Annotated in this window: 27 protein-coding genes and 1 pseudogene; 19 read left to right on the top strand and 9 right to left on the bottom strand. The window is 35.4% G+C overall.

Annotated elements, in window-relative coordinates; genetic code table 11:
• Positions 1-43 precede the first annotated feature (43 nt).
• The 11 genes from ACPWSR_RS03925 to ACPWSR_RS03875 all read left to right on the top strand — a co-directional run bounded on the left by ACPWSR_RS03925 (position 44) and on the right by ACPWSR_RS03875 (position 11,343).
• Entirely contained in the window at positions 44-1,183 is a 1,140-nt protein-coding gene (locus ACPWSR_RS03925; protein ID WP_426350399.1) for a hypothetical protein, read from the top strand.
• A 3-nt stretch (positions 1,184-1,186) separates the two neighbouring features.
• Positions 1,187-1,858: an ABC transporter ATP-binding protein gene (locus tag ACPWSR_RS03920; protein WP_426350398.1), complete on the top strand. Its 672-nt coding sequence runs from the start codon at positions 1,187-1,189 to the stop codon at positions 1,856-1,858.
• Entirely contained in the window at positions 1,855-3,057 is a 1,203-nt protein-coding gene (locus tag ACPWSR_RS03915; protein ID WP_426350397.1) for an ABC transporter permease, read from the top strand. Before ACPWSR_RS03920 ends, ACPWSR_RS03915 begins: the two co-directional genes overlap by 4 nt.
• A gap of 495 nt (positions 3,058-3,552) precedes the next feature.
• On the top strand, positions 3,553-4,476 hold the full coding sequence (gene yhfZ, locus ACPWSR_RS03910; RefSeq protein ID WP_426350396.1) for a GntR family transcriptional regulator YhfZ: 924 nt from the start codon (positions 3,553-3,555) through the stop codon (positions 4,474-4,476).
• A gap of 68 nt (positions 4,477-4,544) precedes the next feature.
• Complete coding sequence (locus tag ACPWSR_RS03905; RefSeq protein ID WP_426350395.1) at positions 4,545-4,898, top strand: PRD domain-containing protein; 354 nt, start codon at positions 4,545-4,547, stop codon at positions 4,896-4,898.
• A gap of 55 nt (positions 4,899-4,953) precedes the next feature.
• Positions 4,954-5,316, top strand: a complete 363-nt coding sequence (locus ACPWSR_RS03900; protein WP_426350394.1) for a DUF2620 domain-containing protein — start codon at positions 4,954-4,956, stop codon at positions 5,314-5,316.
• Positions 5,317-5,347: 31 nt separating this feature from the next.
• The gene (locus tag ACPWSR_RS03895; protein WP_426350393.1) at positions 5,348-6,637 is read left to right on the top strand and encodes a YhfT family protein; all 1,290 of its coding nucleotides are present in this window, start codon (positions 5,348-5,350) and stop codon (positions 6,635-6,637) included.
• A gap of 143 nt (positions 6,638-6,780) precedes the next feature.
• Entirely contained in the window at positions 6,781-7,656 is an 876-nt protein-coding gene (locus ACPWSR_RS03890) for a phosphotriesterase family protein (RefSeq protein ID WP_426350392.1), read from the top strand.
• 102 nt (positions 7,657-7,758) lie between these two features.
• Positions 7,759-8,868 carry an aminotransferase class V-fold PLP-dependent enzyme gene (locus tag ACPWSR_RS03885; RefSeq protein WP_426350391.1) on the top strand — a complete coding sequence of 370 codons (1,110 nt, stop codon included), beginning with the start codon at positions 7,759-7,761 and terminating at the stop codon, positions 8,866-8,868.
• Positions 8,869-8,880: 12 nt separating this feature from the next.
• Positions 8,881-10,050 carry a YhfX family PLP-dependent enzyme gene (locus tag ACPWSR_RS03880; RefSeq protein WP_426350390.1) on the top strand — a complete coding sequence of 390 codons (1,170 nt, stop codon included), beginning with the start codon at positions 8,881-8,883 and terminating at the stop codon, positions 10,048-10,050.
• An 81-nt stretch (positions 10,051-10,131) separates the two neighbouring features.
• A complete protein-coding gene (locus tag ACPWSR_RS03875; protein ID WP_426350389.1) occupies positions 10,132-11,343 on the top strand; it encodes a phosphopentomutase in 1,212 nt (403 codons plus the stop codon).
• A 155-nt stretch (positions 11,344-11,498) separates the two neighbouring features.
• Here the strand turns inward: ACPWSR_RS03875 and ACPWSR_RS03870 are convergent, their stop codons facing one another.
• From ACPWSR_RS03870 to ACPWSR_RS03840, 7 genes and pseudogenes are all read right to left on the bottom strand, one after another.
• Positions 11,499-11,660 (bottom strand): helix-turn-helix domain-containing protein, encoded by a 162-nt coding sequence (locus ACPWSR_RS03870; protein WP_426350388.1) that lies wholly within the window; start codon positions 11,658-11,660, stop codon positions 11,499-11,501.
• A 70-nt stretch (positions 11,661-11,730) separates the two neighbouring features.
• Positions 11,731-12,312, bottom strand: coding sequence for a hypothetical protein (locus tag ACPWSR_RS03865; protein ID WP_426350387.1), 582 nt, complete (start codon positions 12,310-12,312; stop codon positions 11,731-11,733).
• Between the two features lie 267 nt (positions 12,313-12,579).
• Positions 12,580-12,912 (bottom strand): DDE-type integrase/transposase/recombinase, encoded by a 333-nt coding sequence (locus tag ACPWSR_RS03860; RefSeq protein WP_426350386.1) that lies wholly within the window; start codon positions 12,910-12,912, stop codon positions 12,580-12,582.
• A complete protein-coding gene (locus ACPWSR_RS03855) occupies positions 12,893-13,072 on the bottom strand; it encodes a hypothetical protein (protein ID WP_426350385.1) in 180 nt (59 codons plus the stop codon). The genes ACPWSR_RS03860 and ACPWSR_RS03855 overlap by 20 nt, the downstream gene beginning before the upstream one ends.
• 225 nt (positions 13,073-13,297) lie before the next feature.
• Positions 13,298-13,630, bottom strand: a complete 333-nt coding sequence (locus ACPWSR_RS03850) for a transposase (RefSeq protein WP_426350384.1) — start codon at positions 13,628-13,630, stop codon at positions 13,298-13,300.
• Between the two features lie 114 nt (positions 13,631-13,744).
• A pseudogene (locus ACPWSR_RS03845) lies at positions 13,745-13,924 on the bottom strand (helix-turn-helix domain-containing protein); the annotation flags it as partial.
• Between the two features lie 258 nt (positions 13,925-14,182).
• Complete coding sequence (locus ACPWSR_RS03840) at positions 14,183-14,443, bottom strand: hypothetical protein (RefSeq protein ID WP_426350383.1); 261 nt, start codon at positions 14,441-14,443, stop codon at positions 14,183-14,185.
• A gap of 324 nt (positions 14,444-14,767) precedes the next feature.
• On the opposite strand from ACPWSR_RS03840, the gene ACPWSR_RS03835 reads away from it, so the two are divergent.
• Positions 14,768-15,037: a hypothetical protein gene (locus ACPWSR_RS03835; protein ID WP_426350382.1), complete on the top strand. Its 270-nt coding sequence runs from the start codon at positions 14,768-14,770 to the stop codon at positions 15,035-15,037.
• A 388-nt stretch (positions 15,038-15,425) separates the two neighbouring features.
• Here the strand turns inward: ACPWSR_RS03835 and ACPWSR_RS03830 are convergent, their stop codons facing one another.
• Positions 15,426-16,736 carry an IS30 family transposase gene (locus ACPWSR_RS03830; protein WP_426350381.1) on the bottom strand — a complete coding sequence of 437 codons (1,311 nt, stop codon included), beginning with the start codon at positions 16,734-16,736 and terminating at the stop codon, positions 15,426-15,428.
• 177 nt (positions 16,737-16,913) lie between these two features.
• Here ACPWSR_RS03830 and ACPWSR_RS03825 point away from each other — a divergent pair, with 177 nt between their 5' ends.
• From ACPWSR_RS03825 to ACPWSR_RS03795, 7 genes are all read left to right on the top strand, one after another.
• Positions 16,914-18,296: a sigma-54 interaction domain-containing protein gene (locus tag ACPWSR_RS03825; RefSeq protein WP_426350380.1), complete on the top strand. Its 1,383-nt coding sequence runs from the start codon at positions 16,914-16,916 to the stop codon at positions 18,294-18,296.
• Positions 18,297-18,509: 213 nt separating this feature from the next.
• The gene (locus ACPWSR_RS03820) at positions 18,510-19,958 is read left to right on the top strand and encodes a 4-hydroxyphenylacetate 3-hydroxylase family protein (protein WP_426350379.1); all 1,449 of its coding nucleotides are present in this window, start codon (positions 18,510-18,512) and stop codon (positions 19,956-19,958) included.
• Between the two features lie 41 nt (positions 19,959-19,999).
• A complete protein-coding gene (locus ACPWSR_RS03815; protein WP_426350378.1) occupies positions 20,000-20,281 on the top strand; it encodes a NifU family protein in 282 nt (93 codons plus the stop codon).
• Between the two features lie 2 nt (positions 20,282-20,283).
• Complete coding sequence (locus ACPWSR_RS03810; RefSeq protein ID WP_426350377.1) at positions 20,284-20,565, top strand: hypothetical protein; 282 nt, start codon at positions 20,284-20,286, stop codon at positions 20,563-20,565.
• A complete protein-coding gene (locus ACPWSR_RS03805; RefSeq protein ID WP_426350376.1) occupies positions 20,562-21,866 on the top strand; it encodes an acetyl-CoA hydrolase/transferase family protein in 1,305 nt (434 codons plus the stop codon). The genes ACPWSR_RS03810 and ACPWSR_RS03805 overlap by 4 nt, the downstream gene beginning before the upstream one ends.
• 20 nt (positions 21,867-21,886) lie before the next feature.
• On the top strand, positions 21,887-23,278 hold the full coding sequence (locus tag ACPWSR_RS03800; protein WP_426350375.1) for a hypothetical protein: 1,392 nt from the start codon (positions 21,887-21,889) through the stop codon (positions 23,276-23,278).
• A 298-nt stretch (positions 23,279-23,576) separates the two neighbouring features.
• A complete protein-coding gene (locus ACPWSR_RS03795; protein ID WP_426350374.1) occupies positions 23,577-24,014 on the top strand; it encodes a PTS sugar transporter subunit IIA in 438 nt (145 codons plus the stop codon).
• A gap of 92 nt (positions 24,015-24,106) precedes the next feature.
• Here ACPWSR_RS03795 and ACPWSR_RS03790 read toward each other — a convergent pair whose 3' ends face one another.
• Entirely contained in the window at positions 24,107-24,328 is a 222-nt protein-coding gene (locus tag ACPWSR_RS03790; protein ID WP_426350373.1) for a hypothetical protein, read from the bottom strand.
• Between the last annotated feature and the right edge of the window lie 443 nt (positions 24,329-24,771).

Below are 24,771 nucleotides of genomic sequence, written 5' to 3'. Positions count from 1 at the left end.
AGCTATCATTGATAGCTCCTTGATTCTATAATTTGGAGGGTATATGAAAAGAAAAAATATAGTTATTATGGCTTCTATTTTTATTGTACTTTTTGTTGGTGTAATTATCTTTGCTATTAATCAGAAGAATAGTAGGAAAGCAGCTTTAAGTGAAGGTGATAACTATTATGAAGTAGTTGAGAGCTCAGGCCTTAGCTTTAAGGGTATGAGTGTAATAAAGGAAGAACAAAAAATCTTTATAGATAGCATCCTTGGATCCGTTGAGAAGGTTAATATTACAGATAAAGCTGAGGTTAAAAAAGGTGATTTGATTCTTACTTATTTCAATGATTCTGTACAGGAGCAAATTGATAATTTAAAGCTTCAGTATGCTTCGACAAAGGACAAGGTTAATAGAGCAAATGGTGATATGGAAAAAACTAAACTAGCTATCAATAAAAAAGAAAACTCCATTGCTGAAAAAAATACAAAGCTTAGTAATCTAAATGATATGGAAAATATGGATGAAAAAGCAACCGTGCAGCAAGAAATTGCTATAGAAGAGCAGGAGCTTCAAATGTTAAAGTCTGAGCTTCAAAATTATGAAGTCACCAGTGTTACTTTTAAGGACACCTTAAAGGAATTAGATGGACAAGTTGATGGATTAAAAAAGAAGCTTAGAAAGGATGTTACCGCTGAGCTAGATGGTATAGCTTATATAAAGACAGAAGGATTAACTAATCCAGGAGTGGAGTACATTAATATCGTTTCTAAGGAACCTTTAGTTAAAGGTATGGCTAGCGAATATGACGTTTTAAAGTTAAAAGTAGGACAAGAAGTGCTCGTAAAGGTAGTCAGTACTGGCCAAACTTTAAAAGGAACTGTAACAGCTATTGATGACCTACCCAGCACCACTCCTAATGGAACAGGGGTTGCCTATAATTTTTACGTTAAACCAGAAGGTCCTATCAGAATAGGTTTTTCTGTTGAAATTAAGGAAAATATAGATACCTTAGAGGTGCCAAAGGATTTTGTATCAATAGAAAATGGAAGCCTAATGGTCGCAAAGGTTATAGATGATGGCGTAGAAAAAATAGAAGTTAATGGTGTCCTTGAGGAAGACTACTACTTAATCTCAAGGGATAAAATTGCTCCAGGAGATAAATTAACAAAAGAGGCTTCAGCTGGACTTGAGAAGGAGTAGGCTATGATATCATTACAGGGAATAAATAAGTATTATATTACCGGAGATGAAAAAATTCATGCCTTAAGGGATGTTGATTTAGAAATTAAAAAAGGCGAATTCATAGCTGTTATGGGACCCTCTGGATCAGGTAAGTCCACAATGATAAAAATTTTAGGGTTATTAGATAATAATTTTCAGGGAGAATATTTCTTTGATGGGAAGAACGTAAGAACCCTAAACGATGATCAGTTAAGCACTATAAGAAATAATAAGATAGGCTTTGTTTTTCAAAACTTCAACTTAATAAAAACACTAACAATAAAAGAGAATATATACCTACCAATGCTTTATAAAGGGGCCTCAAAAAAGCAATGTCAAGAAAGAGCCTTGAGCCTGCTTAGAAGGGTAGATTTAGAATCTAAAACTAATAAATATGTATCAGAGCTATCTGGTGGACAGCAGCAGAGAGTAGCAATAATAAGAGCTCTAGTGAACAATCCAGATATAATAATTGCCGATGAGCCTACAGGGGCTTTAGACAGTCATACCTCTAAGGATATAATGAATTTGTTTCAGGAGTTAAATAAAGAGGGAATTACTATAATAGTTATTACCCATGATAAGGATGTTGCTAAGGAAGCTAAAAGAATAGTAAATATCTTTGATGGTGAGCTTAAGGAGGATGCTGTATGACCTTAAGAACCTTAATTTCATCTGCCTTAAGAAACCTAAAAAGAAATTTAAATAGATCAGTGCTAACTATGCTTGGGATAATAATAGGAATAGCAGCGGTTATAACTATTGTCGCTTTAGGAGAAGCATATAAAAGGGATACCATTGAAAGCTTTACTGGAGAGAGTGAAGGAAAGGTAGTTTTAAATGTGACCTTTATTCCTGATAGTGAGGACTTAAGCAGTATTAATGAGTCATATTTTGATAATGGTGATATAGATATATTAAAGCATAAGGATTATGTAGACTCCATTGAATTTATTTATGATGACCAAGCCATAGGAGATTTCATCACCGGAGACATAAGAGGGACTCAAGTACAGGGGATGCTGGGAAGTTCCGAAGAGACAAGCTACAAGAATATAATTGGAAGAAATATAGCTAAGGTTGATAATGATAGACTGAAGAATGTAGCGGTGGTAAATGAATCAATCTTCCCTGAGGAGGCTATTATAGATGATTATCTTGGCAGTATCATCACAATTGAGAATATAAAATATGAAATAATTGGTATAGTCCCTTCTGCAGATGAAGATGAAATGAACCTTTTTACCCTGCCAACAAGCATTCAAATCCCCAAAAAAACCTATGAGCAATATAATAGCACTGGTGAATTGATTTACGGAATCCAGATTACACTAGGTGAGAATGCTGATGTGAAGGAGTCCACAAAAGATATAGAAGAAACCTTAAATCAAGGTGGTGCCCAAAAAGCTTCAGGTACCTATGAGATTTATGACAGCACTGGTATTGTTAAAATGTTAGGATATGTGATAAATACCATAACAACCTTTATAGCTGTAGTTGCAGGAATATCATTATTCATAGCAGGCATTGGGGTTATGAACATGATTTATACCTCAGTATCAGAAAGAAATTTAGAAATCGGCATAAAAAGAGCCCTCGGAGCAAAAAAGAAAGACATAAAAAGAGAATTCTTATTTGAAGGGATAATCATAACTCTTATGGGCGGCTTCATAGGATATATCCTTGGAGTGTTAGTGGCAGTTATAATATCCTACTTCTTAAAATTAGAAGTAAAGCCTAGTTTATCAACTATCCTCATGGCAGCAGGTGTTTCCATTGCCATTGGTATCGCTTCTAGCTATTTGCCGGCAAAGGCTGCTTCCAATCAGAACACGGTGGATATACTAAAGTGATGGTTGGTGACAGGCACATGAGTTATGACTTATTTCAAGGCTTACAACAATAAATAAGATCAGGAGGTTGTGTATGAAGCGAGATACAAAGTATTATGTTGCACTTTGTGTGGTAATCTTTATATGTAGTTTTTTTCTTAGTACCTTCAATTTATTTAATATTAGTGGTCTTTTAATTTTATTCATCATATATACTATGTTTAATTTTTTTTGGTTCTTTGCTCGCAAACCAAAAGACCAGTGAGGCATCTGAACCCTACTTTAATAGAATATCTACAAGCATAAATGTGAAAGTAAATAGGAAGCTCCTTACTCCCAAATAGGCGGTAAGGAGCTTTTTGCAGATGACAGGCACCTTAAATAACTCAGGTGCCTGTCACATGAGTTATTATTTACAATAGTGTTGAAATCATTTACTATATATGTTAATATATAATTAAATCGAATATACAAAATTTAGTATATTCCCAAGTTTATAGAAATGTAGTGATAAATATGGATGTAAAAAGTAAGCTTATGCAAAAAAATGGTTATATGGCAACGATTATGGCCGTTGATTTTCTTTCTAAAGAAGAAGGAGACAGAATCAATACCGTGGCTCAGCTTTCAGAGGATTATGGTACTGGAAGAGGAACCGTTCAAAACGCTATTAAGCTCCTTCAGGAGTATGGAGCAGTTTCATTAGAAGCACGAGGGCATTTAGGAACCTTTATCAGTACTATTGACTACAAAAAGCTCATGGAAATTGCAGATATTAAAACTCTTCTGGGAGTTATGCCTCTGCCTTATTCAAAAGCCTATGAGGGTCTTGCCACAGGGATATACAATACCTTAAATACCTCTGGAGTATCTGCAGGACTTGCCTTTATGAGAGGGGCTGCAAAGAGAGTTGAAGCTCTTTTAGAGGAAAGGTATGATTTTGCTGTTATTTCTAAGCTGGCAGCGGAATATTATATTAATAAGGAAGCAGAAATTGAAATCCTCTGCGAGTTTGGTGATAGGACTTATGTAAGCGAGCATATAGTGATGTTTTCTGGTCCTAAGATGGAAATCACAGATGGTATGAGGGTAGGAATAGATTACTCATCTATTGATCAGGCTAGCTTAACAGAATATCTCACATTAAACAAAAAAGTAGAGCTTGTCCCACTTATATATTCTCAGATCTTCGACGCCATGGAAAAAGGCAGGATTGACGCTGCCGTTTGGAATAAGGACGACCTTATAGAAAAAAGCTCAAGTCTCACCTTTAAGAATATAAACAGTGAGGCTTTCCACTGGAAGGATACTAATGCTGTGGTGGTGGTGAGAAAAGAAAGCTGCTCTTTAAATCAGCTTTTAAGAAGATTCCTAGCTAGAGAAGAAGTGTTAAGGCTTCAGGCAATGGTTGTTAAGGGTGAAATTATACCTAATTATTAGTATTTTATAGAGCAATAAATTTTTTATCATTAATATACAAAATTTCGTACATTCACTGGGAGGTATATATGGATTTAAGTTTTAGGCTTGGGTTATTAAAAGATGGAGGACAAATTGATCAGGAAACCTATGAAAAGCTTTTAAGGGTACCTGTGATAATTAAAGATAAATGGGGCATTGAGCTCTTAGAAGCAAATGGGGCCATGCTCATTACTCATATGTCAGCAGCGCTGATGAGGGTTAAAAGAGGTGAGACTGTAAACCCAATGGAAGAAGAGATGGTTCTTCAGCTGAGAGCAGAAAATTATTACGAGAGCAGTAAGCTTCTTATAAAGGCAATGGAAGACGAGCTAGAAATAGAATTACCTGAAGAGGAAAAAGAATTCATCATACTTCATCTTTGTACTCTTCGAGCAGCATAAGGGTTAGTTTGTAAAAGGTAAATACATAAAAATTAATTAAATGGAGGGAAAGATTATGGTAAGGATAGTAGTGGGTGGACAGATTGATAAGGATAGAGTGGCGACTATTGCAAGAGAGGTTCTTCAGGATAAGGGTTCTGTAACCGTTATGGATGATATTCAGGCTTCCATGGCAATAAAAGGTGGACAGGCTGATTATTATTTAGGAGCCTGCAATACCGGTGGAGGCGGAGCGTTGGCCATGGCTATAGCTCTTTTAGGTATGAGCAGCTGTGCTACAGTATCAATGCCTGGAAAGATTAAAAGTGATGAGGAGATAGAAAAGGAAGTAGAAGCGGGCAAGAAGGCTTTTGGCTTTACACCTCAGCATGCTGATAAGGTAATCCCTGTAATAATAAATAAAATATTAAAAGGGTAACAAAAAACTATAAAAATTTAGGAGGAAAACAATGAATTATGTAGTTATTACGCTCCTTGGAGCACTAGCAGCTATTCTCTCAAATTTAGGATTAGCTGTATTCAATGATGGCTTAAGACCAATAATACCTGAATATTTAGAGGGTAGAATGGATAAAAAAGCCTTAGCAGCTACATCCTTTGCTTTAAGCTTTGGTCTTGTTATTGGTTACGGTATTCCTGTATCCATAGCAGCAAGCATCATCCTTATTCACAGCGTTCTATTAGGAACGGATATCATAGGAACCTGGTCCCCTAAAGGTACCAAGGGCGTTATCATAGCTGGAATAGTGGGCGCTCTTTATGGTCTTGGTCTTGTAATTGGCCTTGATTTTGTAGTGAACTTATTTGCAAAGCTTCCTGTAAACTTCTTAGGTAATCTCGGTAAGGTAGGAGATCCTATAAACTCAGCCTTTGCTGTATTCCCTGCTCTTGTTGTGGCTTATCAGTTTGGAGTACTCAAGGGAGGCATCACCTTATTCCTGTCCTTCATAGTAAGACAGATTGTTCAGTACTATGGAATAATAACTCTTGGAGATGCAAAAATTACCTTAAATGCTGATGGAATGGCGCTTTTAGCAGGAATGATAATTCTTATAATATTTGCCATGAGAGAAAAAGCTGATCCTAATGCACCTAAGGTAGATTTAACCTCAATATTTAGTGAAAGAGTTTCTAAGATAAAGAAAAACCTTCCTATATTAGTAGTTATGGGTGGTCTTATATCTGCAGCTACAAGCTTAGCCATGGTAGCTGGAGATCCAATATCCCTTAATCTTTTAAGTGAAGGAAAAAATGTAGAAGCAGCAATGACTGCTTTTGCTAGATCCATAGGATTTATTCCTCTAGTAGCAACTACTGCTATAACCACAGGAGTTTATGCCCCTGCAGGAATGACCTTTGTATTTGTTACTGGACTACTTATAGGTAATCCTATCCTTGCCTTTATTGCTGGAGCGGCAGTGATGGCTGTAGAGATACTTCTTTTAGATGTTATAGCTAGAGGAATGGATAAGTTCCCAGGACTTAAGAAGGCTGGAGACAATATAAGAACAGCCATGACTAAGGTGTTAGAGATTGCTCTATTAGTTGGTGGTATGCTTTCTGCATACGCTATGGCAGACAAGCTCGGATTCTTCATAGTAATAGGTGTCTATGTACTTAATAAGGTATCTAAGAAGCCAATCGTTGATATGGCAGTAGGTCCTGTAGGAGCAATTGCTGTAGGAGTTATAATCAATATCCTTTATCTATTAAAGCTTTATATTCCTCCAGCAGTTTAAGGGGAAAATTTTTGGGAGGTGTTTTCACCTCCCATATCATTTAATTTTTTTCTGTAAAATGGACACGGAGTAATTTCAGAAGCATTACTTTTATAAGATATATAGCAATAAACTTAAAAAACACTTGGAAAGGAGAGTATCAAATGAACCTTAAGGAAGGAATGACCTATAGCCATGAGCATGTAGCAATTGACCTATCAGGAGTAAAGAAAAATGAGGATTGCAGATTAGACTGCTTCCAGGATACCCTGGCAGAATTTATAGAGCTTAAAAGCAAGGGTGTAGGAAATATAATAGAGCTAACAAACAGAGGAATGGGAAGAGATGTCCCTTACATGGAGAAAATGGCAGAGAAGTCTGGCCTTAATATACTCTTTGCCACTGGCTTCTACAAAGAGCCTTTTTTACCACCAGAGGGATACTCCTTAAATGAAAAAGAGCTAGCAGAGCTCATGATAGAAGAGCTTGAAGTAGGAATTGAAGGAAGTGAAAGTAAAGCCTCCATCATTGGAGAGATTGGCTCCAGCAAGGATGAGATAACACCAATAGAGAGGAAGATATTTAATGCCTCCTGCAGAGCTCACATAGAAACAGGAGCTCCAATTATAACCCATACCACCTTGGGAACCATGGCCTTAGAACAGATTGAAATCTTCAAGGAATACCAGGTGGATTTAGATAGAGTAATAATAAGCCACGTGGATCTTAGTGGAAGCTTAGATTATATACTTAGAATTATTGATAAGGGTGTCAATGTTGCTTTTGACACTATTGGAAAAGAAAATTATCAGCCTGATGGCCTTAGAATAGATATGCTAAAGGAAATTGATAGAAGGGGTCTTAGCGAAAAGGTGCTTCTATCCATGGATATAACAAGAAAGTCAGCCTTTAAACACCGTGGAGGTCCTGGGTATGCTTATCTTTTAGATACCTTCCTTCCTGCTCTTAGAGAAGTTGGGGTTTCCCATAAAGCTATTGAGAATATGACAGATAAAAATATACGAAGAATTGTAAAATAAAAAATCTTTAATATAGAATATTACTAATGATTTATAAATGGAAATTTATAGAAATATATGATGAATTCTTAGGTGAAAAAACAATGTGAAAGGGAGTATTATATGAAAACCTATCCTCTTGAGTCCATGACTATAGATGAAGCTAAGGAGCTGCAGTTTAAGCTCATAGATATAATAACAGATGTTTTTAAGGGTAGCGAGGTCCTAGCCCTGGGAGACCTAGGAGTTGTAAGAGGACTGAACAAGCCTACCTACACTCTAAAGGTTGAGAAGGTTATAGCAAAGCTGTTCAATGCTGAAGCAGCCATTTTATTAAGAGGTGCAGGCACTGGTGCAATACGCTGGGGTCTCATGAGCTTCTTAAAGCCTGGTGATAGGGTACTCCTTCATGATGCTCCAATATATCCAACTACTGAGGTAACCTTAAGCTCCATGGGCTTCGAACCTATCTTTGCAGATTTTAATGATACCTCCAAGATAAAAGAAGTTCTTCTGGAAAATCCAGATGTTAAAGGAGCTATTGTACAGTATACAAGGCAAAAGATAGAGGATAGCTATACCATGGATCAGGTAATAAGCACTATAAAAACCTTGAGACCAGAGCTTCCCGTATTAACAGATGATAACTATGCTGCTATGAAGGTGAGAAAAATTGGAGTAGAGCTAGGTGCGGATTTATCAGCCTTTTCCTCCTTTAAGCTCCTGGGTCCTGAGGGAGTAGGAATTCTTGTAGGAAATAAAGAGAATATCGATAAAATAGCTGCTCTTAACTACTCAGGGGGTAGCCAGGTTCAGGGACATGAGGCCATGGAGGTTATAAGGGGACTTATATATGCTCCTGTAAGTCTTGCTATTTCCGCTGGAGTCAGTGAGGAGCTGGTAAATAGGCTTAATTCTGGTGAATTAAAAGGAGTTAAAAAGGCCTTTATAGCCAATGCCCAATCAAAGGTTCTTCTAGTTCAGCTTGAAGAAGAGATAGCGGAAGAGGTAATAAAGGCTGCAGAAGCCTTCGGTGCAGCACCAAATCCTGTAGGCGCAGAGTCCAGGTATGAATTTGTACCAATGTTTTATAGGGTTTCTGGAACCTTTAAGGCTGCAGACAAGGCCTTAGAGAAAACCATGGTAAGAATTAACCCCATGAGAAGTGGTGCTGATACTGTTATAAAGATACTAAAGAAGAGCATTGACTGTGCTAAAAATAATTCAATATAGAGAGGTGAAGGGATGTTTCTTGATAAAACTATAAAAGAAAACAACAAACTAATTGATGCTGCCTTTACCCTTCATCAAGAAGGTTTAATACTGCCAGACACCTACGTAATTGACGTGGACAGTCTTATTCATAATGGCAGGCTACTTAAGGAGAAGGCCGATTTATACGGTATTAAGCTTTATTATATGACAAAGCAGTTTGGCAGAAACCCTCATATAGCAAAGGCTCTTGAAAATCTAGGCTATGAAGGTGCCGTAGCTGTGGATTTTAAGGAAGCTATGACCCTCTTAGATAATGATATAAAGCTAGGACACCTTGGACATCTTGTTCAGCTTCCCAGTGCCCTTGTAAAGGCTGCTGTAAAGGCAGGTACAGAGATAATAACCATATATTCCACAGCTAAAGGAGAAGAAATCAACGAGGCTGCCAGAGAATTAGGAATAGTTCAGGATATTATGCTTAGGGTTATTGGAGAAGAGGATTGTCTCTATTCTGGACAGTATGGTGGTTTTTCCTTAGAGGAATTACCTTCTGTTGTAGAGGAGCTTAGCCATCTAAATAACATAAAAATTGCTGGAATCACTTCTTTTCCCTGTTTTCTTTATGATGAAGGAAAAGATAAGGTGTTAGAAACTAAGAATGTAGAAACCCTCATGAGAGCAAAGGATATATTATCAGGCCTAGGAGTTAAGCTTAAGCAGATAAACATGCCTTCTGCCACCTCCTTAGTTAACATGGAGCTCATAAAAAAAGCAGGAGGAACCCATGGAGAGCCTGGACATGCCCTCACCGGTACTACTCCTTATAATAAGCACCATTACGGCGAAGAGCTGCCCTGTATGGTATATGTCAGCGAAATATCCCATAATTTCCTGGGGAATAGCTACTGCTATGGTGGGGGACATTACAGAAGATCTCATATGGAAAAGGCTTTAATAGGTAGATCAGCTCATAATGCCAGGGAATACAAAGCCCTTCCCCCTACTCTAGAAAGTATAGATTATCATTTTGAGCTAGAGGGAGAAGCGGAAATGGGACAAACGGTAGTAATGGCATTCAGAACTCAAATCTTTGTAACTAGAAGCTCTGTAGCATTAGTAGAAGGACTTTCCACTGGAGAGCCGAGGCTTGTGGGTATTTATGACTCCCAAGGGAGAAAGCTAAACAGCCCATTGAAATAAGGCTTCTAATAGTTATGGTGAACTTCGTAGATAAGAATAAAGTTATTTAAGAGAATACACAGAAGAAAGGACTGAGGAATAATGAAAAGATTTGTTGTAATAGTATTGGATGGTTTTGGAATAGGCTATATGAAGGATGCAGAAAAGGTAAGACCAGAGGATGTGGGAGCTAATACCTGCAAGCACATATTACAGGAAAAGCCCTCCTTAAAGCTGCCAAATCTTGAAGCCTTAGGCCTTATGAATGCACTGGGTGAGCCTGTAGGAGCCATGAAGCTTTCAAATACTGCTGTCTTTGGTAGAGCAGAGCTTCAGCATTTTGGAGCTGATACCTTTTATGGACATCAAGAAATCATGGGTACAAAGCCTAGAATGCCGGAAAAAGAACCTTTTTATAAGGCCTGCGACAGGATATATCCAGAGCTTATAAAGAAAGGCTATCAGGTAGAGGTTATTGAAGGAGAGGTAGGTAAATACCTCAAGGTAAATAACGCCCTGACCATAGCTGATAACCTAGAAGCAGACTCAGGACAAGCGTATAACATAACCTCTGCCTTAGACTTCATAGATTTTCAGGAGGTTGTGGAGATAGGGAAGGTAGTAAGAAGCGTTTCCTATGTATCAAGAGTAATAGTCTTCGGTGGAAAAGGAATAACCATCGAGGATATAATAGGAGCTCAGGAGGAAAAGGACAATGGCTTCATAGGAGTAAATGCTCCAAAATCCGGAGTATACAACAAGGGCTACCAAGTTGTTCACCTAGGCTACGGCATAGACCCAGAGGTTCAGGTGCCAACTATCATGGGAAAGGTAGGGAAGTCCGTAACTCTCATTGGAAAGGTACAAGACATAGTATCCAATGAATATGGTAAGAGCATCCCGGGAGTAGACACTGAAGAGGTGCTTAAGGCAACTATAGAGGAGCTGAAAAATCTAGAAGAAGGCTTCATCTGCACCAATGTCCAGGAAACAGACCTCCGCGGCCACGGTGAAGACGTAGAAGGCTACGCAGAAAAGCTCACCATAGCGGATAAATATATAGGAGAAATCCTTCAGCTAATCACCAAGGATGACATCCTTCTGGTAATGGCTGATCACGGCAACGACCCAACCATAGGCCACAGCCACCACACCAGAGAAATGGTGCCACTTCTGATCTACAGCAAGGACTTTAAGCCTCAAAGCATAGGCACAAGAAAGACTCTATCAGATGTAGGTGCTAGTGTAGCAGATTTCTTTGGGGTGGACATGCCTGAGAATGGGGAGTCGTTTTTAGATACTCTAAATAGGTGATAAGTTATTGATCTAAAAAGATGATGAATATTATTGGATAGAATAAAAAAAGGAAGAGGGGATCCTCTTCTTTTTATTCTTATATAAAACAATTGATGTATTTCTATATTCTAAGGTATGATGAGAGTAACATAAAGAAAAATAATTGTTTTATATTATTTAAAGGTCTTTTCTTTTATTGATTTCTCAAATTCATATACCCATTTTTTTAATGTTTTTTCTGAGATATCAACTTTTTTAGCAGCTACTTTGTAATTTTTACCTGAAGCATAGTAATTATTGATGGCATTTGTCTTGAAAATAGCTTCATATTTCATAGAATATCCCCTCCCAAGTGAAAATTATTTATTAAAGTAATTTTTATTGGAAATTATATATGATTCATTGTTACATATTTCTTTGTATAACTTCTCTATATTCTTCTATGGCACGATCTTTAGAATTAATCTCAATAGTTAAAATAAGATTTCTTTTATATAAAGAATCATATTTTTCTTCCCATTTTTTATTGTCTTCAATAGCGTTTAAGTACTTTTTACTCAGAGCATTATATTCCGTTTGTATTTCTTTATATTGTATAAGTAGCTCTTGGTATTTTTGATTGTTATTAATATCAATATGATTATCGCTAAATTTAATTTGTTCTTCTAAAGAGCTATTGTTTTTTTGAGGATTAGTAATAATCTCATTAATATATTCAGGATAATTTAGCATAGTGTAATCGATAGTCTTGTTGTATTTATTATTATAGAATTCAATAATATCCTTTAACATAATAAATTCCTCATCAACAATCTTATCACGAAGGCTACCGCTTACTAAGCTATAGTATTTCCTTACACCTCTAGCACTATTAGCTTCTAATGCACTTTCTTCCCCACATAATAAGGCAATAAGTATAGCGGCTTGTACTCTTGTAAGTTTATTATAATCACAAAGCTCATGTATTTTGTTTGCAATTTTATTCATAGATTTCCTCCTAGATAATATTTCATAAACAATATAATAAAACAAAAATCAACACTTTTAAACAGGTATATTGTTCCAATAACTGAGTGTTGGTGAATTTTTATTAAAACTATAGTTAATGCTAGTAATATCAATAATTTAACGGATAAAAATATAAAAAATTAGAGTAAGTAAAGTTTTGATATGTAACATATATGAAAACAAAAATATCTAGAAAAAATTAAGTAAATGACCCTCTATCCATGTACTTCTGTCCTTAGTAGGATTCTAGTTTAGAGTCCTACAGAAGCCTTCCCCAGATCCATTGTCGTTACATTTACTTATTCTACACATGCTCTGTGTCATTCCTATATTCTCCAGCTTATCATGGAACGTGCGGTTCGTGTACTGATATCCTCTGTAGCTATGAAAAATAGGATGGGCTTCCTGATTGGCCTCTATCCCCGCATCTAAGGTGCTAAATACAAGCTGATTATCGTTACTATTACGTATAATGAATGAAACGATGCGGCGGTCATAAATGTCTAAAATGGCACTTAGATAGACCTTATGATCAATAGTACTCTCAAACCATTTGAATTCAGTTACATCGGTCGCCACTTTTCTTGGGAAAATCTGCATAGAATTCTCTGTTAAGGACATTTTCTTCGATGTATTGAGGAGTTGAGGCCTTAAGTGTACATACGTTATTGGCATATTTGATGGTCGACTTTATGTCCATGGCTCTACATATACGGAGACCAATTTTGTTGTTAACCATATTTATACAGATTATCTCTGATTCTACAGTATAATTTAGCTAGTTCCTTTTCGTGTATTTCTTCTGCAAGTACAGCTATACGTTCGTTCTGACTCTGTGGTACCTTCTCGCTAAGACATTTATATTGAGTTGATTGGGGAACTTTTAGCAGAGTACAAGCTAATTTCACAGAATATCCTGATATATTACAGCAATACTGCATCGCAGTATAAAGATGATTTTGTCTTACTTCCGAAACACATCTCCTTTTTCTAATTCTTCTACTTTTTTTAACAGATCTCGTTCTATTTTTGTCATGTAGAGCTCATGCTCTAGCTTTGCAAGCTTTATCTTGAGATCTTCGACTTCGCTTCTAGGTTTCTGTTCAACCGTTCTTTTTCCACGGCGGTCTTCTAGACCGTCGTATCCTAATTCTGAGTATAGTTTGACCCAGGTGTATACCTGCTGATAACTGACGTTGTATTTGATTGCGGTGTCACCATAGTTACTTCCGTTCTCCAGACACTCCTTAACAATTTGAATACGTTCTTCCTGTGTAGTTTTTCTTGATGAAGTCATGAGGCTTCCTCCTGACATTTTACGACTGAAGTCTTTACCGCTATTATACACCTTTATCCAGTCTTGCAGCTGAGATTGTGACCTTGATCCATATTTTATAGTAATATCCTTTAATTATCCTTTCCCAACAAGATACTCCTGTACAGCTTTTTCCTTAAACGGACCACTATACACCTGATTAAGCTTATGATCTTTAAGTGCCAATGGACCTCCTGCCTTATAACTAGCAACCCAAATGTGAATAGTAGATTCGTACACATCTAACTGTCTAGCAACTTCACTCTTACTCATCTTTCCTTCAGTACAGGCCTTTACTCTTTCTGGACATAGAAATACCCCTTCATGATTAACAGTGTTTTTTTATTTCACTGTTTCTCATAAAAGGAGCATATCAGGGCATTTATTCATCCTTTAACTGTTTTTTATTTTAAATCAAAGCTTTATATGTCTTTCTCTAAGATAGTCCCTGAGCCATTTCCTACAGTTACAATGATCATAACAATCACAAATATCGAAAAGTAATTGATTCTTAAAGGCTTCAGTTGCTTTTTTTTATTTTTCTTTGGGCTTTTTTATCATAAATATCCCCACATAAGATAGGAATGCAGATATCATCATATACAACAAAAAGCTATAAGGATTTATAGAAATAATTCTAGATGCATAGGCTAAAGCCACAAGTGCTACAATATCTAGAAAAATAGAGAAGTGATTTAATCTTCTGTAATAGGCATTCATCTCTATGAGGCTATCTAGAGAACGTTGAACACTGTTTGTTAATAGATAGTAAGTGTTAGGATGATTAGATTCCATGATATAACTCCTGAAAAATTATTTATTATTATATTTATTAGATTTGGGGTTTTGAAATGCTACTAATAAATTATATAAATATTTTGAACTTGAGATATATCAGACTTTCGTATTTTATTTATCTAACTATATTGCTTAAATAATTGAAGAGTTCCATTCACTCTAATATTTATTAATATACCTTCTATTACCATCTTTTGTCTCATAATATTAAAAGTATAATAACCGTATGTCTTTAATTAATTCTAGAATGTTATATTATAATATAAATAAATATATGGATAATTAAAGAAGGTATATAAAAAAGTATAAGGAGTTGTTAATATGATATTCTTGAATAAAAGTATATTTGAAGAAGATGGCTTTAAGAATGGTACTGGGATTCTGATTATTAAGAACTCCACCTATGTTGATTTAATAATGTTAGATGAAGAAGAGTTTGATGAGTCGGAAGATGATCTAGATTTAACTGACTTTTTAAAGAAGAACGGCTATAATTTAGACGAGCTGTGGTCAGAAGGATACAGTATTTATTATGGACATGTTACAGGAATAATATTTCAGATAGAGCTTAATCTGTCTCTTCCATCATAGAATATAAGGAAACCATCGATTTCTTTATCAGCTTCTCATTTAAATTAACAGCAATAAAGTAGAATATAAATCTATAAAATAGCATTAATATTTACAGGAATCTTAGTGCTGTTTTTTTTGTATTACTAATTAAAATTGAATCGTTGATTGAAAAACTAACTTCCGTTTTATTCGAATCCTTGCAGTTGCAAGGATAACGTCAGTTTTTAATGTAAATTTCGTAGTCAAAAAACCTAAAATAAGCTATAATTTTCATAAGGTAATAATTATTTAGGGCTTTTTAAGCGAGCTTAATAAGCCTAAGGAAATCGGCTTGTAAAACTAAGTTCAGTTTGCTTCAATTTTGCATGATTAAGTTCCACGATACTTGTCCATAAATTTTGATGTCTTATTTTTTAAAAAGTGCAGGTTTTAGATGTACTTCATCTGCTTCGATATGCTTTAATGATAGCTTGCCTAACAGTAAGGTATCTAATAACATTGGGGCTAGTTTAAATGGCGTACTTCCGTTTAAGCTAGCTCTTGCTGTACTGTTAATATGGTACATCATTAAGGCAATCTCCTTTTGAGTTCTATTATCAAAAGACTTTCCCTTAGGTATTATGTATCTTATATATTCATGATTCTTCTCTACGTGAGGCTTCTGATAAGAAGCCATCGGATTGCAGTAGAATATTTTAGTTCTTTGATTTCCCATCTCATCTAATTCTAAAGCCTCAGGGTTTTTAAATTCCGAGCCGTTATCCGTTAGGATAACAGGAGAGCTCCGTTTGAACACATCGTGCCCTAACACCCCATAAAGCTTATCTATGACCTCTTTAACAGCTGTTTGGCTACAGCTTTCAATAATAAAAGCTAGCATTAATGAGCAATTTCTAAACATAAAAGCAAGCAGTACTTTGCCACTTAGCGTGCAGTGGACTGTATCCATTTCGACTACGGGAAGATCTGGATTCTTCTCTATAAAACTAACAAAATCACTGAAGGTTCTTCCAGCCCTACAAGGCGATTCTTTAACTACAGGCAGTGTAGATTTCTTTCTAGGTTTATACTTCACTTTTCTAGGCAAATTGATGTTTCTTGCAGTAAAAGCATTTTTATCAAAATAATAATATAGAGTTCTTTCACAGCAATCTATTTCTCCTTTATGATGGGTAAAAATATGGGATATCGACTGACCCTTTAAAATCAGCGGAGAAATTATTTCGTCCATCTTTTTCAGCTCATTTGAAGTTATGTTAAGTCCTTCTCTCGATACAACTAACACCTCTTTATACTTTGAATCAGCTACTTTAGCTTTATAATAGCTCTTTTCACCGGTACACGTAGTGACTGTATTGCAGCTATTGCAAACATAGGAATATCGGTTAAGTTTAGAACACTTCTTTACTGAATACTCCTTACAAACCCTATAACAGTTTACAAAGCTACATTTCTTGCACTGCTTCCCGCAGCCGCTACCACACAGGTTCTTCTTAGAGCAGCTCCTGCGGTGCTGGCACGAATGCAAATCCTTTTCTATTAGCTTGTTCACTTTAAGAAATCTATTCCGCTTAATCTCTTTCGAGACGGTAATTGGGTCCTTCTTAATTCTTTCAGCAATTTTTTTAAGTGGGTAGTTTTCGTCTAATCCATATTTAATTATAAGATGGTCTTCCATCCTGAGGTGCTTTCCTTTGCATATATTGTTATCTGACATAATTGATCTTCTCAATATGCTCAGGACAAATATCAATTCTTATATCAGATGCTTTGCAATACTAACTTCAGTTTAGGATTATAAACGGAAGTTAGTTTTTTAATTTACATTTTAAATTAAAATATATAAAATTATATGCTATAATTGGAATAAATATACAATTGGAGAGTGTGTTATATGAATAATATTATCTCGGACAATAAGTATTTTAATCTCATAGAGAATGTAATAGAAACATCATACGATGGGATATACATAACTGATGGATGTGCTAATACAATTCTAGTTAATAGTAGTTATGAAAGAATAACTGGCTTGAAAAAGCAGGAAGTTATAGGTTATAACATGAAGGAGCTCGTATCATCTGGTAAAATATCTAAATCAGTTACTTTGTTGGTATTAGAGCATAGAAAAACTAAAACTCTATACCAGAAATTTAACACCGGTAAGAGTGCTTTAGTAACAGGTACTCCTTTTTTTGATAGTAATAATGAAATCCAATTGGTTGTCACTAATGTGAGAGATATTACTGATATTGAAAGTCTTGAAGAGAAGATAATTGAAACAAATAATAGAAATTTAAAGTATAGAGAGTTAATCGAAGAGCTGAAAATGCAGATTGCTGAAAATGAAGAAATCATAGCAGATGATGAAAATAGTTTGAGTCTACTTCTTATGGCAAAGAGGGTAGCTAAGGTCGATTCTACAATAATGCTATATGGTGAAACAGGAACCGGTAAGGATGTATTAGCAAAGTATATTTATAATAATAGCTTAAGAAGTAGTAAACCTTTTATAAAGATTAATTGTGGAGCGATTCCAGAGACACTTATAGAATCTGAGTTTTTTGGATATTCCTATGGAGCTTTTACAGGAGCACTTAAGGGAGGTAAAGCTGGAATATTTGAGACTGCGGATAAAGGAACATTATTTCTAGATGAAATAGGAGAGCTTCCATTAAATATGCAGGTTAAGCTATTGAGAGTACTTCAAGATGGTGAAATTACTAGAATAGGAGAACATAACTCAATCAAGGTTGATGTGAGAATAATAGGTGCAACAAATAGAAATTTATATGAAATGGTAGAAAAAAAGTTTTTTAGAGAAGATTTATTTTACAGATTAAATGTTATACCTTTAAGTGTGAGTCCTTTAAGAGAACGTCTTGGCAGTATAATGCCTTTGGCGGAGTATTTTTTAAAGTCTTTCAATCTTAGGTACGGAGCAAATAAAATATTTTCAAGGAGATTAAAAAAATATTTATATGAGTATAACTGGCCAGGAAATATCCGTGAACTGCAGAATTTAATAGAACGACTTACAATAACTTCTTCGGAAGATGTAATAGATATAATGGATTTACCAGAACATATAATCAGATATGTTGATTTTCATATAAAAGACAATATGTATGATAAAAAGTTATATGATGCGCTTGAGTGCTTAGAGAAAGAAATGATATTAAAAGCTTATGATAAATATCATAATGTAAGGGATGCCGCCAGAGAACTCGGTATAGATCCATCAACATTTGTTCGAAAGAGAAAAAAATATATTTAGTTCTGTTGCGATAATGCAATTATGTTGCATTGTTGCAATAGACTTTTTTTATTTTATGTTGTTTTAATAACATGAATTTTAAATATAGGACAATAAAAGCTTAAAACTGGCTAATTAATGTAGATAAATAATTAATATATTTTTTGTGAAAAATTGGCACGATAATTGCTGAGATTATTATTATGAAGTTATATTTTACGAGGGGGTATTATAATGGCATTAATGACAGGGGAACAGTATGTAGAGAGCATAAGAAAAATGAACATGCAGATTTATATGTTCGGAGAAAAGATTGACAGTTCTGTAGATAATCCAATACTCAGGCCTTCATTAAATTCTGTAAAGGCTACCTATGACTTAGCACAATTACCGGAATATGCTGATTTAATGACGGTGAAATCTAGTCTTACTGGAGAAATAATTAATCGTTTTTCTCATATTCATCAGAGCACTGAGGATCTCGTGAAAAAAGTTAAGATGCAGAGGCTTTTAGGACAAAAGACTGCTTCTTGTTTCCAGCGCTGTGTTGGACTGGATGCTGCTAACTCAGTGTACAGTACTACCTTTGAAATCGATAAGACCTATGGAACGAAATATTATGAGAATTTCTTGAATTATCTTAGATATATTCAGGAAATGGATTTGACCGTAGATGGAGCTATGACGGATCCAAAGGGAGACAGGTCTCTAGCACCAAGCAAGCAAGCTGATAAGGATTTATATCTCAGAGTTGTGGAGAGAAGAGCTGACGGTGTCGTAGTTAGAGGCGCAAAAGCTCATCAAACTGGTATTTGTAATTCTCATGAGGTAATAGTTATGCCTACAATATCTATGGGGCCAGAGGATAAGGATTATGCTATTTCTTTTGCATTGCCAGTGGATACTGAAGGTATTCTAATGATAATAGGTAGACAATCTTGTGATACAAGGAAGCTTGAAGGTTCTCAAATTGATGTGGGTAATAGTGAGTTTGGGGGAGTAGAGGCTTTATTAGTATTTGATGATGTTTTTGTTCCTAACGATAGAATATTTTTAAATGGAGAAACGGATTTTTCCGGTATGCTTGTAGAGAGGTTTGCAGGATATCACAGACAGAGCTACGGAGGCTGTAAGGTTGGAGTAGGAGATGTACTTATTGGTGCAGCTGCACTGATTGCAGACTATAATGGAGCTCAAAAGGCTTCCCATGTTAAGGATAAACTTATAGAGATGACACATCTTAATGAAACATTATATAGCTGTGGGATTGCGTGTTCAGCAGAAGGTAATAAAACCGAATCCGGTAACTATATGGTAGATTTACTTTTAGCTAATGTATGCAAGCAAAATGTAACCAGATTTCCTTATGAAATTGCACGATTAGCTGAAGACTTGGCTGGAGGATTGATGGTTACTGCACCTTCAGAAAGAGATTTAAGAGATCCTAAGATTGGCAAGTATGTTGAAAAGTATCTTCAAGGGGTAAAAGGAGTTCCTGTTGAGAATAGATTAAAGATTTTAAGACTAATAGAAAACTTAACATTAGGAGCAGCAGCTGTTGGTTATAGGACTGAATCTATGCATGGAGCAGGGTCACCTCAGGCACAGAGGATAATGATATCTAGACAAGGAAATCTGTCAAGAAAGAAAGAGTTGGCAAAGGCAATAGCAAAAATTAAGTGATTGATAGTTATTAGAAAAAAATTATTGTAAGGATGTTTGTTATGCTCAATGTAATTGAAAAGGTTTTAGATGAATATGTAAGACCTAAACTTATACCGCATGAGGGAAATATAGAAGTAATTAATTATGAAAATAATATAGTAAAAGTAAGATTTTTAGGTAAGTGTTCTCATTGCCCTTCGGCGACAGTTACAGTAAAAATCCTCGTTGAAGAAGAAATTAAAAAGCATATAGAAGGAATAGAAGAGGTTATACTCTTTGAAGGTGTCAGTGATGATTTAATTAATTATGCAAAGCAATTTATGAAATGTTATAAGGCTTAACTATGAAAGTAGGAATTAAGTATTGTGGAGGCTGTAATCCTAGATATGATAGAAAAGATTTCGTAGAAAGGCTGAAAAAAGAATTTGATAATATTATGTTTAAAATAGCGGCTGCTGAGGATTACTACGAAATAATTTTAGTTATTTGTGGATGCCATAGTGGGTGTGCTAATTACAATGAACTTTCATATAAAAATATAATTATTATTAAAGCTGAAGATAATTATTACAGGGCAAAGAATTTTATAGATGATTATTGCCATAATAGGGGGGAATTTAGATGAACTGGAAGGAAATATATAATGAAAGGTTAATGAGCGCTGAAGATGCAGTAAAAAAGATTAAATCAGGAGATAGGGTTGTTATAGCTCATGCGGTTGGTGAACCTTGTCATATTGTTGAGAAAATGGCTGAGAATAATAGGCAATATGAAGGCGTAGAGATAGTTCATATGGTTCCGATGGGGAAATGTAGCTATGTTAATCCTGGTATGGAAAAGTCATTTAGACATAATGCAATTTTTGCTGGTGCAAAGACAAGGGAAGCTATCAGTCATGGATTAAGCGATTTTACTCCAAGTTTCTTTTACGAAGTTCCAAAGCTATTTAAAACAGAACTTCCTGTGGATGTGGCTTTAATTCAGGTATCTCCTCCAGATGAGCATGGTTACTGTAGCTATGGTGTCTCAGTAGATTATACAAAAGCAGCAGCTGAGGCAGCATTAGTAGTTATAGCACAGGTCAATGAACAGATGCCTAGAACACTTGGGGATAGTTTTATTCACGTATCGGATATCGACTATATAGTTGAGTATTCCGCACCAATTATAGAACTTAAGCAACCTAAAATTGGAGATGTAGAAAGAGCTATAGGAAAAAATTGCGCATCTCTTATAAATGATGGAGATACCCTACAGCTTGGTATAGGAGCAATACCAGACGCAGTATTACTATTTTTAAAAAATAAAAAGGATTTGGGCATACATTCCGAAATGATCTCAGAGGGAGTTGTGGATTTAGTTGAAGCAGGTGTTATAACTAATGGAAGAAAAAACTTTCATCGAGGGAAAATTATAGTTACGTTTTTGATGGGGGGGAAGAGACTTTATGATTTTGCAAATGACAATCCTATGATTGAAATGCATCCTGTAGACTATGTAAATAATCCTGTAGTGATTATGAAAAATGATAATATGGTGTCTATAAATTCATGCGTTCAAGTTGATTTTATGGGGCAAGTATGCTCAGAAAGCATAGGATTAAAACAAATCAGTGGCGTTGGAGGACAAGTAGATTTTGTAAGAGGAGCTACAATGTCTAAGAACGGTAAATCCATCATGGCTATGCCTTCAACCGCAGCTAAAGGAAAAGTATCAAGAATAGTTCCTTTTTTAGATGAAGGAGCCACGGTTACTACATCTAGAACTGATGTTGACTATGTTGTAACAGAATATGGGGTTGCTCATTTAAAGGGGAGAACCTTAAGAAATAGAGCAAAAGAACTTATAAAAATTGCCCATCCGGATTTTAAGGAAAGCTTAATTAAAGAATATGAGAATAGATTTTTTACTAGCTACTCAAAATAAGTTAAAAATGGGGGAAAATTATGTTATATAAAAGGGAGTATGGAAAAGAACAACCTTATATACCATTAGGAATATTTAAAGTGAGGTTACCAATAATTCACTATAAGTGGGAATGGTCAGAATTCTTTCAGGCTATTTTAATGTGTGCTACTTGCTTAGGGGCAATACCCGTATTGACAGAGGTATTAGGTGTATCAAATGATATTGCTTGGAGCATGGTTATTATTAATGGTATACTTTATGTGCTGCATTCATTACTTGGTGATCCAGTAGTTCCAGGTTGGATTACACCATCAATACCTTTAACTATTGCATTTTTATCAAACTATATTATAGGGGTTGAGAGAACACAAGCTTTAGTAGCACTTCAGCTTGAGGTTGGTATCATATTCTTAATTTTTGGTATAACCGGTATGGCTAGTAAAGTAATTACGAATGTACCGAGGTCATTAAAGGCAGGAATACTACTCGGAGCAGGAATTGCATCTATCTTTGGAGAATTTAAGGAAGGGGGACGATTTGGTATCTATCCGATAGCTGTTACAGCGGGGATTCTTTTAGCTTACTTTTTACTTTTTTCTCATAGATTTAGAGCTTTAAGAAAAAAGAATAAGTTTATTGATAAACTTGGTAGCTTCGGAATGCTTCCAGCTGTTGCACTAGCAATTATTATAGGACCATTAGTAGGAGAACTTCCGATACCTAATATTGAAATAGGTACATTTATTAAACTTCCTGATATAGCAGGAATTATTAAGACATTGAGTCCTTTTAGTATTGGATTTCCTAGCTTAAGCGTATTTATTCAAGCTGTACCAATGGCTGTCATGGCATATATAATTGCTTTCGGTGATTTTGTTACTAGCGAATCGTTAGTCAATGAGTCCAATAACTCAAGACAGGATGAGTTAATTGATTTTAATGCAAATAGATCTAACCTGGTAAGTGCCGTTAGAAACTTAATTCAAGGATTATTTTCACCATATACACAGCTTAGCGGACCATTATGGGCCGCGGTGACTGCATCTATATCTCAAAGATATAAGGATGGGAAAAAAGCAATGGATTCATTGGTTGGTGGAATGGGAACGTTTAGATGGACCACAATGCTAGCTGTTGCTACCATTCCAATAGTAACTTTGGTTCAGCCAGTACTTCCTGTAGCATTATCATTGACATTATTGGTACAAGGCTATATTTGTACTAGGCTTGCTATGGATATCTGTGAAACAGAAACGGATAAAGGGATTGCTGGGGTAATGGGAACTGTTATAGTAGCAAAAAGTGCAGCTTGGGGATTAGCTGTAGGCATAATAATGTATGTTCTTCTATCTGGGAGAAAAACAGTAAAAGCTGAAGAAAAAGTTGAAAGTTCCATAAGTGAAATAGATAAAAAAAGTTTGCTTAAGTGAAGCAGGAAATCAACTATTTATTAACCATAAAAAGTTATATTTTTTCAAGAGCATGCAGATGGATTATTTCAGAAGACTGACTTTTTACCCAATGTTGTCTTTGAACTGAATAATTAAGTTAAAGTCGCCATTAAAGGCGACTTACTTATTCTCAGGAATTTTTAGCAATGTGTCTTAGAGAATAAAATTCTAGCATTAATTATTCCAGTAAAGTTACCTTTCAATAGAGTAATAATCAAAACTTTAAAAGCATAAAATGTAATATTAATTATAACGTTATTAGGAAGAAGGAAGAACTATGCTGGAAGATATGCTAGTGAAAGATAATATTAGTATAGTTTATGAGAAGCTAACCTGGGAGGAGGCTATAATCACTGCCATAACTCCATTAGTTTTATCTGGTTGTGTGGAAGAGAGATACGGAAGGGCTATTATTGAGAGTACTAAAAAGTATGGGGCTTACTATATACTTACTAAAGATATAGCACTTTTACATAGCAAACCAGAGGAGGGTGTTAAGAGAAGGCAGATGGGCATAACCTTAGTTAAGGAAGGAGTTATTTTTCCTGGGAAAAGTGAGCCTATAAAGCTTCTGATTGTACTCGCTGCTGTGGACAATGAAGGTCATATAGATGCCATGAAGGATATCGCAGATCTTATTATTGACAAAAGAAGGATAGGAGAAATCTTAAATGCAGAAAGTGTTGAAAAAATATATGAGGGGCTTTCGCTTTAGCGGAGCCCTTTTGTAAATTTAAGCTAAATGCTAAATCACCTTTAGAATATCTTCAGTACCATATAATTGAAAAGTCATTCTCATGTCTATTTTTAATCTCTAAACAACTTAATCCCCGAAACCAGTGATATCACCACTAGAAGTCCAAGTCTCAGCCAGTCCATCATAAGCCAAAACTGCCCTCCATTCACAACATCAGGGCTTGTATTAAATTCATCAACAAAGATAGCCATATTATAGAATAGCTTCAAAGAAATAAATAAAGCAGCAGTACTAAAGATAAAAATAACTAGGGTTCCAAGCTTCTTTTTCATAGTTCTCTCTCCTCATCTTTATGCCTAAATTATTTTGCTAGGTGTCTTAAATTCACTTATGATTTTCTGTAATAATTATTATATCGAATGCTTTGCAATACTAACTTCAGTTTAGGATTATAAACGGAAGTTAGTTTTTCAATTTACACTGATTTTTTCACTCTCTTCACTTTTCACTCTTAGTTATTCTCTGCTCTTTAAGCTCTCACCTAATCTTCTATCTTCTCAACTCTTAGCTCTTACTTTTTACCTCTTAGTTTGTTCTTTTGTCTTTTAAACTCTTACCCCTTAGCTCTTGCCCTCTGCTCTTATCTTTTCAACCTATTGGCTCCCAGCCCAATAATCTCCCTATTAGCGCAGCTAATAATTTCCCTCTGCTCTTTGCTCTCTTATCTTTTACTTCTTTTTTTCTAACTCTTACCTATTACTTCTTACTTGTTCTT

This window comes from Alloiococcus sp. CFN-8 (assembly GCF_049943125.1).
GTDB lineage: Bacteria > Bacillota > Clostridia > Clostridiales > Clostridiaceae > JAEXZL01.
Note: the sequence above shows the minus strand (reverse complement) of the source record. Positions and strands in the feature narration are given on the sequence as shown.